At 72.3% G+C, this 13,985-nt stretch carries 11 protein-coding genes; 7 read left to right on the top strand and 4 right to left on the bottom strand.

Features of this window, described 5'->3' with window-relative positions:
- Positions 1-1,106, bottom strand: a 1,106-nt coding sequence (locus AB0M83_RS28245; protein ID WP_364521415.1) for an MMPL family transporter, incomplete at its 3' end; no start/stop codon positions are given.
- 224 nt (positions 1,107-1,330) lie between these two features.
- Between AB0M83_RS28245 and AB0M83_RS28250 the strand changes: the two genes are divergently transcribed.
- From AB0M83_RS28250 to AB0M83_RS28260, 3 genes are all read left to right on the top strand, one after another.
- Positions 1,331-2,566: a helix-turn-helix domain-containing protein gene (locus AB0M83_RS28250; RefSeq protein WP_364521416.1), complete on the top strand. Its 1,236-nt coding sequence runs from the start codon at positions 1,331-1,333 to the stop codon at positions 2,564-2,566.
- A 68-nt stretch (positions 2,567-2,634) separates the two neighbouring features.
- Positions 2,635-3,669: an aldose epimerase family protein gene (locus AB0M83_RS28255; RefSeq protein ID WP_364521417.1), complete on the top strand. Its 1,035-nt coding sequence runs from the start codon at positions 2,635-2,637 to the stop codon at positions 3,667-3,669.
- Between the two features lie 48 nt (positions 3,670-3,717).
- The gene (locus tag AB0M83_RS28260) at positions 3,718-4,443 is read left to right on the top strand and encodes a transporter substrate-binding domain-containing protein (protein WP_364521418.1); all 726 of its coding nucleotides are present in this window, start codon (positions 3,718-3,720) and stop codon (positions 4,441-4,443) included.
- Positions 4,444-4,449: 6 nt separating this feature from the next.
- Here AB0M83_RS28260 and AB0M83_RS28265 read toward each other — a convergent pair whose 3' ends face one another.
- Positions 4,450-5,400, bottom strand: a complete 951-nt coding sequence (locus AB0M83_RS28265; protein ID WP_364521419.1) for a TIGR03557 family F420-dependent LLM class oxidoreductase — start codon at positions 5,398-5,400, stop codon at positions 4,450-4,452.
- 220 nt (positions 5,401-5,620) lie between these two features.
- Between AB0M83_RS28265 and AB0M83_RS28270 the strand changes: the two genes are divergently transcribed.
- The 3 genes from AB0M83_RS28270 to AB0M83_RS28280 all read left to right on the top strand — a co-directional run bounded on the left by AB0M83_RS28270 (position 5,621) and on the right by AB0M83_RS28280 (position 9,720).
- Positions 5,621-7,204 carry an AMP-binding protein gene (locus AB0M83_RS28270; protein ID WP_364521420.1) on the top strand — a complete coding sequence of 528 codons (1,584 nt, stop codon included), beginning with the start codon at positions 5,621-5,623 and terminating at the stop codon, positions 7,202-7,204.
- Between the two features lie 434 nt (positions 7,205-7,638).
- Positions 7,639-8,730 carry a DnaJ domain-containing protein gene (locus AB0M83_RS28275; RefSeq protein ID WP_364521421.1) on the top strand — a complete coding sequence of 364 codons (1,092 nt, stop codon included), beginning with the start codon at positions 7,639-7,641 and terminating at the stop codon, positions 8,728-8,730.
- Between the two features lie 228 nt (positions 8,731-8,958).
- The gene (locus AB0M83_RS28280; RefSeq protein WP_364521422.1) at positions 8,959-9,720 is read left to right on the top strand and encodes a LysE family transporter; all 762 of its coding nucleotides are present in this window, start codon (positions 8,959-8,961) and stop codon (positions 9,718-9,720) included.
- Between the two features lie 48 nt (positions 9,721-9,768).
- On the opposite strand, the gene AB0M83_RS28285 is transcribed toward AB0M83_RS28280, so the two are convergent.
- Positions 9,769-12,228, bottom strand: coding sequence for a M14 family zinc carboxypeptidase (locus tag AB0M83_RS28285; protein WP_364521423.1), 2,460 nt, complete (start codon positions 12,226-12,228; stop codon positions 9,769-9,771).
- A gap of 210 nt (positions 12,229-12,438) precedes the next feature.
- On the opposite strand from AB0M83_RS28285, the gene AB0M83_RS28290 reads away from it, so the two are divergent.
- The gene (locus tag AB0M83_RS28290; protein WP_364521424.1) at positions 12,439-13,089 is read left to right on the top strand and encodes a DUF998 domain-containing protein; all 651 of its coding nucleotides are present in this window, start codon (positions 12,439-12,441) and stop codon (positions 13,087-13,089) included.
- Here AB0M83_RS28290 and AB0M83_RS28295 read toward each other — a convergent pair.
- Entirely contained in the window at positions 13,077-13,940 is an 864-nt protein-coding gene (locus AB0M83_RS28295) for a LysR family transcriptional regulator (protein WP_364521425.1), read from the bottom strand. The genes AB0M83_RS28290 and AB0M83_RS28295 overlap by 13 nt on opposite strands.
- Positions 13,941-13,985 lie beyond the last annotated feature (45 nt).

Below are 13,985 nucleotides of genomic sequence, written 5' to 3' on the forward strand. Positions count from 1 at the left end.
GCGGCGTCCGGGACGCCGAGCCGCAGCCCGGTCATCGGCAGCGCGAGCACGGCCACGACCAGCAGCGCGGCGAGCGTGCACGGGCCCGGCCGCCCGGTCACCCACCGCGCCGGACGGGCCCAGCCGCCGCCGCTCCCCTCCGCCGGGATCCGCATCCGCCGGGCCACCGGCCGCAGCAGCGCGGGCAGCAGGGTCAGCGCCGCAGACGCGGTGAGCAGCACGGAAACCGCGGCGGCGGCGGCGATCCCGTCGAGGAACGGCAGTCCGACGGTCAGCATGCCGGCCAGCGAGACGCACACGGTGATCCCGGCGAACACCACGCTGCGGCCCGACGTCGCCGCCGCGACGGCCAGCGCCGCCGCGGGTTCCGCACCTTCCCGGCGGCCCTGCCGGTACCGCGTGAGCACGAACAACGCGTAGTCGACGCCGACGCCGAGGCCCAGCAACGCGGCAATCTCGGTGCTGATCTTCGGGACGGTCATGACGTGCGACAGCAGCGAGACGACGGCGAGCGCACAGCCCACCGAGACCGACGCGGTGAGCACCGGCAGCACGACGCACGCCACCGAGCGGAACGTCACCAGCAGCACGAGGGCCGCGGCGAGCAGGCCGATCCCGGCGTTGCCCAGGTCCGGCGCGGTGGCCGTCATCGCGGCGAGCTCCCCCGAAGCCCCGGCAGTGAGGTCGCCGGCGGCCCGGACGACGGCCGCGAAGGCGTCCGCCGTGTCCTGGCCGAGGTCGGCGGCCGGCGCGTCGAACCGGACCGGCAGGATCGCCGTCCGGTGGTCGTCCGACACCTGGCCGGGCGGCCCGGCGGCCACGACGTGCGGGAGCGCCGCCAGCCGGGCGGCGAACGCGTCGAGCTGGGCCCGGCCGGTGCCGGTGTCGACCGGGCCGTCCGGCGCACGGACGACGACGCGTTCTTCGCTGCCGGTGCTGTGCAGCAGCCGGGCCGCGGCGGTGCTGTCCGCGGCCGGCAGGTCGACCGTGTCGCGGAAGTCCGCGCCGGCGTGCAGCACGGCGGCGACAAGCCCGACCAGGAGCGTCAGCCACACCGCGACGACCACGCCGGAGTAGCGGAAGCACCACGCAACGACGCCCGTCATGGTGCTCACGCTAACCACGGAAAGGACCGCGAAGATACGGTCCGGGCGCACAAATCGCGGTCCGAAAACCCTTGCGGCCGTGAGTGTTCCGCCGCTTGTCGGCCGCGTGACAAAATCGCGCGCGGCCGTTGGTCCCCGTGTGACAGAACCCGGTCCGGGCGGTTGCCAATCTCGTTTCCGTGTGCGTACATGGCCCTTCGCGACGATGCGGAAGAGGGGTGGCCATGACCCGGACGATCACCGTCCCGCGCCCCCGTGGCACCGGCCGGGCGCACCAGCTGTGGTGTTCGCTGCCGGCCGAGCTCGCGCGGCGGTTCCGGCCGCACGCCGATCCCTTGGCCCGGCGGATCCTCGAAGAGATCCAGCGGGCCGTGCCCGAATACGCCAAGCCCCTCGAAGGCGAGTTCGGGAAGATGATCGTGCTGGCGATCGAGCGGGCCGTGGTCAGCTGCATCGACAGCATCGACGCACTCCCGTCCAGTGTGGACAATTGGCCGAAGTTGTTCCGCGAGGTCGGAAAGCGGGTCCACCACGACGGGGACAGCCTGAACTCGCTGCAGGCCGCCTACCGCGCGGGCGGGCGCGCGGCGTGGCGGTACTTCGCCGAGCTGGGCCAGGCCCACCGCTTCCCGGCGGCCGTGCTGTGCGTCGGCGCGGAGGCGATCTTCGCCTACGTGGAAGAGATTTCGGCGTATTCGGTCGAGGGGTACACGCTGGCGCAGGCGATGGCGACCGGCACACTCGAACGCCGTCGCCGCCGGCTGCTCGAGCTCCTCCTGGCCGGCCCGCCGTCGTCGCCCGCGACGATCGCGACGATGGCCGAGGCCGCGAAGTGGACCATGCCGGAGTGGGTCACGGTCGTCGCGCTCGACCCGCGCAGCGAACAGCACCTGACGCCGGCTCCGCAGGTTCCCGGCGACGTCCTGCTCGACCTCGAAGGCGCCGAGCCCTGCCTGCTGACCCCGAACCCGGACCGCGACCTGCGCGGTCTCGAAGGCCGGCTGCCGGGCTGGCGCGCGGCCGTCGGTCCCCGGGTCCGGCCGGCCGACGCCGCGACGTCGGCACTGTGGGCGCGCCGCACGCTCGGACTGGTCCGCCGCGGGCTGGTGGGCGACCACGCGGTGACGCACACGGACGACCACCTGGCGACGCACTGGCTGCTGCTGGACCGGTTCCTGCTCGACCAGCTCTCGGCGAAGGCGCTGGCGCCGTTCGCGAGCCTGACGGTGAAGCAGCAGGTCCGGCTCGCGGAGACGTTGCTGAGCTGGCTGGAGCACAACGGGAACACGCCGGACATCGCGCAGGCGCTGGGCGTGCACCCGCAGACGGTCCGCTACCGCGTGAGCCAGCTGAGCGACCTCTTCGGCGACCGGCTGGCGGATCCGGCGCGGCGGCTGGAGATCCAGATGGCCCTGCGGGCGCACCAGCTGCTGGACACGTCGCCGCCGGGCGAGCACTGACCCTTGACCCCGCGGCGCCGTCTCCCCCATCCTGTTAGCGCTAACAGCATGGGCGGAGGGGCTGGTCGATGACGCACACCGAACTCACCCGGGAGCTGTTCGGGCGCCTCGGCGGTACCGACGTCCACCGGTACACGCTCGCGCGGCCCGGCGGGCTCACCGTCCGCGTGCTCGACTACGGCGGCGTCCTCCAGTCGGTGGACGCCCCGGACCTTTCCGGGCGGCACGCCGACGTCGTCCTCGGTTACCCCGACCTCGACGGTTACGTCGCGAACAACCGGCCCGGCGCCTCGCGGGTCTTCCTCGGCGCCGTGATCGGCCGGTTCGCCAACCGCATCGCCGGCGGCGCGTTCAGCCTCGACGGCGTCCTGCACCGCGTGCCGGTGAACGACGGGAAGAACAGCCTGCACGGCGGTCCGGCCGGGTTCGACACGCGGGTGTGGTCGGCGACCCCGGTCCCCGACGGTGTCCGGCTCACGCTGGTCAGCCCGGACGGCGACCAGGGTTACCCCGGCCGGCTCGCGGTGGAGGTGACGTACCGCCTCGATGAGCGGCTGCACATCACCTACCGCGCGACCACGGACGCGCCGACGGTCGTCAACCTGACCAACCACACGTACTGGAACCTGGCCGGCGGCGGAACCGTGTACGACCACGCGTTGTCGATCGCCGGCAGCGCCTACTGCCCGACCGACGAGGACCTGATCCCGGTGGGCGACCCGGCGCCGGTCGAGGGCACGCCGTTCGACTTCCGCGACGCGGCGAAGATCGGCGCCCGCCTCGGCGACCCCCACCCCCAGCTGGCGATCGGCCGCGGCTACGACCACAACTGGGTCCTCGACGACGGCGCGCCGTTCGCCGCCCGCGCGTGGGAGCCGACGTCCGGCCGGCTGCTGACGATGTGGACGACCGAGCCGGGTCTGCAGTTCTATTCGGGCAACTACCTCGCGAGCCCCGGCGCGGGCTTCGCGCTGGAGGCCCAGCACTTCCCGGACTCGCCGAACCGGCCGGACTTCCCGAGCACGGTGCTCCGGCCGGGCGAGGTCTACCAGCAGGAGACGGTCTTCGAGCTGACGACGGCGGAGGAACCGCCGGTGGCGTGAGCGACATCCGGGCGCCGGGCGCCGCTCACGCCGTTACCCTCGCGGGTCATGGGAGATCTTGCTGACGACCTCGCGCCCACCGGTGTGCTGCGTGCCGCCGTCAACCTCGGCAACCCCGTGCTGGCCCACGGGACGCCCGACGCGCCCGGCGGGGTCACGGTCGACCTCGCGCGCGAAGTGGCCGCACGGCTGGACGTGCCGGTGGAGTTCGTCTGCTTCGACGCGGCCCGGAAGTCGTTCGAGGCGCTGACCTCGGACGCGGCCGACCTCTGCTTCCTGGCGATCGAGCCGGCGCGCGCGGCTTCGGTGGCCTTCACCGCGCCTTACGTCGTCATCGAAGGCGTGTACGTGGTTCCCGAGGATTCGCCGTTCGGCTCGCCCGCGGACGTCGACCGGCCGGGCGTCCGGGTCGGTGTGAAGCAGGGCTCGGCCTACGACCTGTTCCTGACGCGGACCCTCGCGCACGCGACGGTCGTGCGCGGCCCGGACGGGGTCGTCGCGTTCGAGGAGCAGGGGCTCGAGGTGGCCGCCGGGATCCGGCAGCCGATGACCGCTTATGTGGCCGGCCATCCCGGCACGCGCGTGCTTCCGGAGCGGTTCATGCAGATCCAGCAGGCGGTCGGCACCACGCCGGCGCGCCGGCCCGCGACGGTCGCGTTCCTGCGCGAACTGGTCGAAGAGCTGAAGGCGAACGGGTTCGTCGCCGACGCACTGCGCCGCGCGAACCAGCCGGACGCCACGGTCGCGCCGCCCGCCCTGTCCACGGACGGGTGAGGACGGTCAGAGCCGGGGAAGCACCTGCGTGCGCCAGGCTTCGAAGAACTTCTCCTGGTCCGGACCGATCTGCTGGACGTAGACCTCGTCGAACCCGGCGTCGGCGAACTCGCGGACGGCTTCGACGTGCCGGTCGGCGTCCGGCCCGCACGGGAACTGCCCGCGGACCATGTCCTCGGTGACCAGGCTCGCCGCGGCGGCGTAGTCGGCCGGGGTCGGCAGGATCGAGGGCAGCTTGCCGGGCAGCAGTTCGTTGCGCCAGCGCTGGTGCGCGGTGCGGACACCGTCCTCTTCGGACTCTGCCCAGCAGACCTTCAGGCCGCCCTGCACCGGCTTGCCGCCACCGCCGGCGTCCCGGTACTTCCGGACGAGCTCGGCATCGGGCATGACGGTGCAGAAGCCGTCGCCGGCGCGGGCGGCGAGGTCCGCGGCCGCCGGGCCGAAGGCGGACACGTAGATGGGCACCGGCTCGTCGGGCACGGTGTAGAGCCGCGCGTGGTCGACGGTGTAGTGGCGGCCGCGGTGGTTGACCTCTTTCCCGGTGTGCAGCTGCCGGATGACGTCGATGGCTTCTTCGAGCATCTCGAGCCGCACCGCGGGCGGCGGCCACTGCGCGCCGGTGACGTGCTCGTTGAGCGCCTCCCCGGTGCCCACCCCGAGCACGAACCGGCCTTCGCACTGCACGGCGGCGGTGGCGGCGGCCTGCGCGACGACGGCGGGGTGCATCCGGATGATCGGGCAGGTCACGGCGGTGGAGATCGGCAGTGAGGTGACCTCGCTGAGCGCGCCGATCACCGACCAGACGAAGGGGCTGTTGCCTTGTTCGTCGAGCCAGGGGTGGAAGTGATCGGAGATCCACAGCCGCTCGAACCCGGCGTCCTCCGCGAGCCGGGCCTGGCGGACCAGCTCGCGGGGAGAGAACTCTTCGGAGGAAAGGAAGTACCCGACGCTCACCATGATCGATGGCTACCACGGTGGCGCCGGGCGAAACGTGGTGGACGGCCTCGCGATTTCGGGCGGCCCGTACCGCTGCCGTGGCCGTCACTCTGCGCGGTCCCCGGTCCACGGACAGATATCGCTTTCTCGTCGCCGCCGTCATCGGTGCAACATAGCGTCTTCTCGACGGTCGCAACGAGTGCTACGTTTCCTGTGGTCCAGGCCGATCCGAGGAGCTGCGATGAGGCTTACTCCCAGCGCTCACACCGACTCGTTCTGCCGGGACCGGCTGCCGCCCGGGGACCAGTGGCCGCGGCTCGTCTTCGACCTCCCCGAGCTCACCTACCCCGACCGGCTCAACGCCGCCACCGCGCTGCTCGACGGCGCCGTCGAGCGCTTCGGTGCCGACCGGCCGTGCCTGCGCTCCCTCGACGAGACCTGGACCTACGGCGAGGTGCTCGCGCGCGCCAACCGCATCGCGCACGTCCTGACCACCGAACTCGGGATCGCCCCCGGGAACCGCGTCCTGCTGCGCGGCACCAACACGCCGTGGCTGGCGGCCTGCTGGCTGGGCGTCCTCAAGGCCGGCGCCGTCGCCGTCACCACGATGCCGATGCTGCGCCGCCACGAGCTCGGCAAGATCGTCGACCGCGCGCGGCCGGCCGTCGCCCTGTGTGACGAGCGCCTGCTCGACGAGCTGCCGCCCGGGCTGCCCGTCGTCTCCTACGGCACCGACCTCGCCGGACGCTGCGCGCGGCACCCGGCGACCTTCGACGACGTGCCGACCGCCGCCGACGACGTCGCGCTGCTCGCCTTCACCTCCGGCACCACCGGGACGCCCAAGGCGACGATGCACTTCCACCGCGACCTGCTGGCGATCGCCGACACCTTCTCCCGGCACGTCCTCCGCCCCACCGCGGACGACGTCTTCTGCGGCACCCCTCCCCTCGCGTTCACCTTCGGCCTCGGCGGCCTCCTCGTCTTCCCGCTGCACGCCGGCGCGTCCGTGCTCCTCCTGGAACGCGCCACGCCCCGGGAGCTGGCCTCGATCGTCGCCGAGCGGTCGGTGACCGTGCTGTTCACGGCGCCGACCGCCTACCGCGCAATCCTCGGCGCCGGCGACGGCCCGCTCCTCAAGGGCGTGCGGCGCGCCGTCTCCGCCGGCGAAGCCCTGCCCGCCGCCGTGGCCGAGCAGTACCGCGACCTCGTCGGCCGCCCGCTCATCGACGGCATCGGCAGCACGGAGATGCTGCACGTCTTCATCTCCGCGGCCGACGACGCCGCCCGCCCCGGCACCACCGGCACCGTCGTGCCCGGGTTCCGCGCCGCCGTACTGGACATCGACGGCACACCCGCGCCCGACGGCACGCCCGGGCTGCTCGCCGTGCAGGGCCCCACCGGCTGCCGCTACCTCGAGGACCCACGGCAGGCCGACTACGTCCGTGACGGCTGGAACATCACCGGCGACACCTACGTCCGCGAACCCGGCGGCTACTTCCGGTTCGTGGCGCGCAGCGACGACATGATCGTCTCCTCCGGTTACAACATCGCCGCTCCCGAGGTCGAAGAGGTGCTGCTGAGCCACCCGGACGTCGACGAGTGCGCGGTCGTCGGCACGCCCGACCCGGATCGGGGCGCGGTCGTGACCGCCTTCGTCGTGCCGCGCCCCGGCGCCACCCCGGGCCCGGACCTCGTGCACGCCCTGCAGGAGCACGCCAAAGCCGTTGCGGCGCCGTACAAGTACCCGCGCCGGGTGCGGTTCCTCGACGCCTTGCCGCGCAACGCGAGCGGGAAGCTCCAGCGCTTCCTGCTGCGCGAGCGGTGACGGGGGTGACGGGCCCGCTGCCGAGGTGGGGTGGCGGTGGGCCCGTCACGTCTGGGGAGTGCCGGGGACATGCCTCCATCCTAGCCGGGGAATCGAACATCTGTTCGCTTCTCTTCGGGTGAAATACGACTACGAAACGTCACCAAGTCGCCGATATTTCGCGCCTCGACAACACTTCCGGGTGACGTGAAGTCCTCAATGGACACTGGCGGAGCACGGCAAACGCGTCGAACGTCCCGTCCGCGGACCCGTCACGCGGACCGCCCGCGCCGCCGAACCGGCCGTGCGATCCGGGCGCCGTCGGCGATAAAACTCCTGACACGCACTGACCTGCGCCGGAGGACCATCACCCCGACGCGCCGCCGAGGCGGTGACGGGGCCGGAAACCCGGTCCCATAAAGTCTTCGCGCAGCCAACCGGAGGTGAACGCCCGCGTGCCCGACGTCGACTACTACGAGGTGCTCGGCGTCCGCCGGGACGCCACGGCGGCCGACGTCAAGACGGCCTACCGCCGGCTGGCGAAGACGATGCACCCGGACGGCGGCGGCACCGTCGGCACGTTCCGGCTGCTCCGCGAGGCCTACGACGTCCTGAGCGACCCGGTCGCCCGCGCGCGGTACGACTCGGGCGGCGCGACCGTGGTGCCCGTCCCGGTCCGGCCGCGGCCCCGCAGGCGTTTCGGGGACGAGCCCGGGTTCGTCCCCGACCTGCCCGAACTGGACGCCGAAGACCTGAGCTGGTGGCACTTCGCCGGGCAGGACACGCGGATGCGCCACGGCCGCCGCCGCGGGCCCGGGCACACGCCGGTGGTCGCCGCGGTGGGCGGGATGGTGCTGGTGCTGCTGCCGCTGGTCACCGGGGTCGGGTTCAGCACGCCGGTGCTGATCGTCTGGCTGCTGCTCACCGCCGGCACCGCGCTGCTCGTCCAGCGCCTGGCCCGCGGCTACCTGCGGGCGAACAAGGCCCGCGAGGCGTACGCCGAGGAGTTCGGCGGCCGCACCGTGTTCGGCGCGCCCGGCACCGAACGCGAAGAGCTCGCCGAGCGCCTCACCGCCGACCTGCTCGAGACCTACCTGACCCGGCTGCCCGGAGCGCGGATCTTCCACGGGCTCGCGTGGCCCGGGTCGGTGTTCGCCGACGTCGACCACGCGGTGCTGTGCGGCAAGCGGCTGGTGCTGATCGAGTCGAAGCTGTGGCTGCCGGGCCATTACGAGACGGCCGAGGACGGCAGGCTGCTGCGCAACGGCCGCCCCTTCCGCGGCGGCGGCAGCCGGCTGGCCGAGAGTCTCGCCGCGTACCGCGACCTGCTGCCCGGCGTGGCACTGCGCGGCGCGATGATCGTGTACCCGAGCCGCAGCGGCGATCTGACGACGGCCGACCCGGGAGATCTGCCCGCCGCCCCGATGACACCCGAGGAGTTCCTGCACGAGATCGGTGAGTGGCTCGCGGCGGATCCGTCCACTGTGGATCACCAGGCACTGAGGACAATGCGCGACCAGGTAGTGGGCGGCGGCCGGGCGGCCTGAGCTCCGGCGGGATGCTGGTGGGTCACTTCGCGGGCATCGGGTGTACCTCGCTGCGGCGACGAGCTAGCCGCAGCCGGCTTGTGTCGGAACGTTGGCTCGCGTACCTGAGGGGTCGGCTCACGTACCTGGAGAGTCGGCTCGCGTAGCCGAAGAGTCGGCTAGCGTATCGGGAGAGTCGGCTCGTACGCGGGCGGCCCGGCTTGCGGCGGTCGTGCGAGGCTGGGGCGTGTGAATTCCGCCGCCACGCTGGGCACCGTGCTGTTGGCCTACCTGCCGGCGGCCGTCTCCCCCGGTCCGAACTTCGTGCTCATCGCGCACACCGCCGCGGCCGGGACCCGGCGGGCCGCGGTGGCCGTCGCGCTCGGGGTGGTCGCCGCGGGTGGGGTGCTGGCCGCCGTTGCCGTCTTCGGGTTGGGCGGTGTGCTCGCCCGCGCGCCGTGGCTGGCCGCCGGCCTGCGCGTCGTCTGCGGTGGCTATCTGGCCTGGCTCGGCGTGCGGCTGTGGCTGCGGGCCCGCGAACCGCAGAAGACCGCGAACCGCAGGAACGAGACCGCACCGCTGGAACGCAGGACCGAGAAAGCCCGGCCACCCGGAAACCGCCCCGCCGAAGCCCCGCCGCGCGACTCCGGCGTCGCGAATGACTCATTCGCGGCGCCGGAAGTCCCGAATGAGTCACCGCGAACCGGCGCCGGTCGCGGGAAGGGGAACCACTTCCGCCGAGGCGTGGTCAGCAACGTGACCAACCCGAAAGCCGCCGCGTTCTTCGGCAGTGTGCTCACCGCCGCGCTCCCGCCGACCGAACCCGCCGCCGTCAAAGCCGCCGCCGTCGCGCTCATCCTGGCCACCTCGGCCGCCTGGCACCTGTCCGTGGCCCTGCTGTTCTCCGCCCCCGCCACCCGGCGCTGGTACGCCCACGCGAAACCCGCCCTCGACCGCGTCGTCGGCTCGATCCTCGTGGTCCTCGGCCTTTTACTCGCCGCAACGCCGTGAAGGCCTCCCCGCCCGAGAGCGAGGAGGCCTTCACGAACCGAAACGAACCTACCGAGCCCCACCCGAAGCGCGCTGCTTCTGCGCGTGCGCGGAGCGGGTGCAGACCTCGCCGACGTCGACCGTCTGGCCGCGGTCGGCGTACACGTCCGCCACGCCCACCAGCTGGCCCTTGGGCGACGTGCACGTCAGCTGGTAAGCCTCCTTGGGCCCGTACGTCGGCGGGATCGGCGACGCGAACGACACGTCACCGCTCCAGTCGTCGACCGTGGCCGGGTCGGCCTGGTCGTAGTTGACCACCACGGCGCGGTAGTCGCCGGCCGGCGGGTCGAACAGCACGGCGTGCTCGGACGTCGTGCCGCCGTTCGCCGACGAGCTGACCAGGTTGCCCGCCGCGTCGTAGATGAACAGGTCCCAGTCGGTCGCGGTGTTGGCCCAGTTGATGTTGACGCTGAACTTCCCGTTGTCGACCTGCGGCAGGCCGTTGACGTGGAAGGTGAACGAGTCACCCGCCGGGTCGGCCGGGTAGTTCTCGTTGATCGGCGGCACCCCGGCCGGGTTGGTCACCGCGATACCCTGCTGCGCCGGGCCCTGCGGGTCGCGCCCGTAGCGGCCGGCCACGTACGGCCGGGTCGACGGGTTGACCGACCAGGCGAACCGGCCGCCGGTCGTGGTGAACTTCGAGTTCAGGTCGTCGGTGATGTAGATCGGCGGCTTGGTGGAGCCGTCGGGCTGGATCACCGGCGACGTCGGCGTCTGGAACGTCTTGTGCAGCTTGAGCTGGTAGCCCTTCGGCGCCGAACCGATCAGCGTCGAGTGCTGCTGCGGGTCGGCCGCGCTGCCCAGCTGGTCCAGGAAAGCCTGCCGGTTGCCGCCCTTGCCGGCCCCGGTCGACGGTGCGAGGCCCGCGTACTCCGCGACGACGCTGTCGGCGTAGGGACCGTGGAAGCCGTTGCCGCCGACCTCGATGGTGAAGCCCCAGCCGCCGGTGGCCCAGTACGACCAGTCCTCGGTGCTGCCGGTGGTGTCGTACAGCGCCCAGCTCGGCTGGCTGGTGTAGCCGTTGCGCGACGCCATCTTGTCGCCGAGGGCCTTGTAGGCCGGCTCCTCCAGCGGCGGCCGGACGTCGGCCACGCCCGGCGGGCGCAGCACCAGCGCGGCCACCGTGTGCATCGTCATCAGGTTGGTCACCTGGCGCGAGGACACGATCGAGCGCACGTTGCGCACCTCGGGCTCGCTGAACGGCGCGGACCCGCGGAAGGTGTCGCCGCTCCAGGCGAGCTCGGCGCCGGCGCCGCCCCAGAAGCCGCCGTAGTTGCGGTTCGGGTCGGTGCCGCGGACGCGGCCGCCGGGGTTGGCCTTGCAGACGCCGGTGGCGTACTGCGGCGGCGAGTCGTTGACGTTGCAGTTCTTGCGCTTCATTTCATAGTCGAACCGCGTGAAGTCGCCCTTCGGCTCGGCCTCGCGGGAAATCTCGAAGCCGTCCGGGTTGATGATCGGCACGACGATGTTGCGGGTCTTGCCGACCAGGCTGCGGATCCCGGCGTCGCGAGAGTACCCGTTGACCAGCTCGTACGCCCATTCGATGACGTGCTCGGCGGCCGGCCACTCCCGGGCGTGGTGCACGCCCATGGTGAAGTTCACCGGCTTGCCGTCGGTGACGTTCTTGACGTCGGTGGCGATCTCGACGCCGACGACGTCACGGCCTTCCCAGGTCGACTCGGGCATGGTGAACGCCGAGACGAGGCCGGGGTTCTTGCGGGCCAGTTCCTTGAGCTCGTAGTTGTAGTCGTAGAGGTGCCGGTAGCTCGTGCGCCCGGACGGCAGCACCGAAGCGGCGGTCTTCGCGGCGTACTGGCGGTCGGTCTTCGCGTCCTGGACCGACTTGGCCGAGAGGTCGGCTTCGATCACCTTCGACTTGAAGCCGCTGTTCTTGAGCAGCTGGCGGTCGGCGTCGTCGGCGAGGACGACCTCGATCCCGGTCGCGTCACCCTTCTCCGTGACGTCGAGGCCGGAAGCCGTCAGCTTGTTCTTGTCGGCGCGCGTCGGCGTCTCGACCCGGACCAGCTGCGCCTTCTGCGCGGTCGTCGGCGTGCCCTGCGGGGTCAGCGCCAGGAAGTCGACGCCGAGCTGGGCCCGGTCGGCCGAGCCGCCGTAGCGGCAGCCCTGGACGACGAGCTGCTGGCCCTTCTTCACGAAGCTTTCGGCGAGTTCGTGGGTGCGCAACGCCGTGGAGGCGGCGACCACCGCGCCCGTCGCCTTGTCGAACACGGCGACGTCCCAGTCGCCTTCGGCGCCCGAGGCCGGCTTCAGCCGAGCCTGGACCAGTCCGTCCACAGTGGACGTCAGCTCGCGTCGATCGGTGCCCGCGGTGCCTTTGGGCAGCACTTTCGCGAAGCACGAGCGCGGTACCGACTTGTCGGCACGCACGATGTTCTGGGCCGCGCCGGCGGTACCGGCCGGTAACGTGACGAACGCCGCCGCCAGCGCCACGACCGAAGCCGCCAGCACCAGTCTTCTTGGTGAATTCCCCACAGGCAAAGGACCTCCTCGACGAGACCGGCACAGCACGGACGTACCGGTAGCGAGTGACCGTAATGGACGAAAACCGGCTACGGTAACCGCCGTAAGTCGTACAGCCTTGACCCGGTTTTCACACGAAGGTTCGCCCAAAAGGACATTTCACCGGGAGTTCAACCGCCCGTCGGCTACTGTCGGTTCATGGTCACGATCCCTGCGCGACGGACGTCGCTCGCGGTCTCGCTGAGCGGTCTCGCCGCCCTCGTGATCGGCGCCGCGCTGGTGCTGCTGCTCCAGGTCATCCCGCCCACGGACCAGATCAGCGCGACCCGCCGCACGATCAGCGAATACGGGTTGTCGGACCACAAGTGGGTGTTCGACCTGGCGGTGATCCTGGTGGCGCTGGGCTCGGCGGCCGGGCTCGCCGTCCTGCACAGCCAGCGGCGGCTGCCCGTGCCCGCGGCCATCCTGGGGACACTGTGGACGGTCGGGTTGCTGGTCATCGTGGCCTTCCCCAAGCCGGACTGGGCCACCGTCTCCCGCGCGGACTTCGGCGGCACGCTGCACCGGATCGCGAGCGTGGTGGCGTTCGTCGCGCTCCCGCTGGCCGTGCTGGTCGCGGCACGGGCGGCGTTCCCGGGCTCTCCCGGGCGCCGGTGGCTCGCCCGCGTGCTGGCGATCGCGTCGCTGGGCTGGTTCGCGGTGATCCTCGGGGCCGTGGTGGTGGCCGCGGTGGAGGACGGCCGCTGGTGGACGCTCATCCCGCTCGGCCTCGTCGAACGCGGGATGGCGCTGACGGAGCTGGTCGCGCTCGGCGTCCTGCTGGCTCCGGCGCGGAGTCAGGAGCGGTAGAGCTCCGTCAGCAGGGCAGCGGCCAGGTGCGTTGCCGGGTGAGCGTCGCGGTGGCGCCAGATCAGGCGGACCGGCACGGGGTCCGCGTCGCGCAGTGGCCGGTAGCGGATGCCGTCACGCCGGTACTGCGCCGCGGTCGCCTCGGGCGTGACGCCGACGCAGCGGCCGGTCGCGATCGCCGCCAGCCAGTCGTCGATGTCGTGGGTGTACTCCACCGCCGGCCGGGCGTCCTCGGGCCACAGGTCCGGGGTCGTGGTGCCGGTGCGCCGGTCGACGACGAGCGTGCGGCCGCTCAGCTCGGTCAGCCGGATCACGCGGCGCCGCGCCCACGGGTCGTCGGACGCGAGCGCGACGACCCGGCGTTCGCGGCCGACGAGCACGTGGGAGTACCGGCGCGTGTCGACGGCGGTGCGGACGACGGCCAGGTCGCAGCGCCCCTCGGCCAGGCCGCCGGTCGCCGTGTTGGTCCGCACCAGCTGCAGCTCGACGCCCGCGTACCGGTCCTGCCAGCGCCGCTGGAACTCGGCGGTGTGGCGGCCCACCGCCGACCACGCGTGCCCGAGCCGGAGCCGGGTGTGCCCGGTCGTGACCTCGTGGACCAGGGTTTCCGCGTCGGCCAGCAGGCCCCGGGCGCGGGCCAGGACCGTGACGCCGGCCGTGGTCGGTTCGACGGTCCGGCTGGTGCGGTGCAGCAGCCGGACGCCGAGGATCCGCTCCAGCGCGAGCAGCGTCCGCGACACCGTCGCCTGGGACACGCCGAGCTCGATTGCGGCGTCGGTGAAGCTCCCGGTGTCCACGACCGCGACGAGGTGCCGCAGGTGGCGCAGCTCCAGCGCGGACTCGGCATCCATACGTGCAGCGTATAGCCGGCGTGTCGGATGCATTTTGCGTATGCG

Origin of the sequence: Amycolatopsis sp. NPDC051106 (genome assembly GCF_040682775.1) — a bacterium.
Taxonomy (GTDB): domain Bacteria; phylum Actinomycetota; class Actinomycetes; order Mycobacteriales; family Pseudonocardiaceae; genus Amycolatopsis.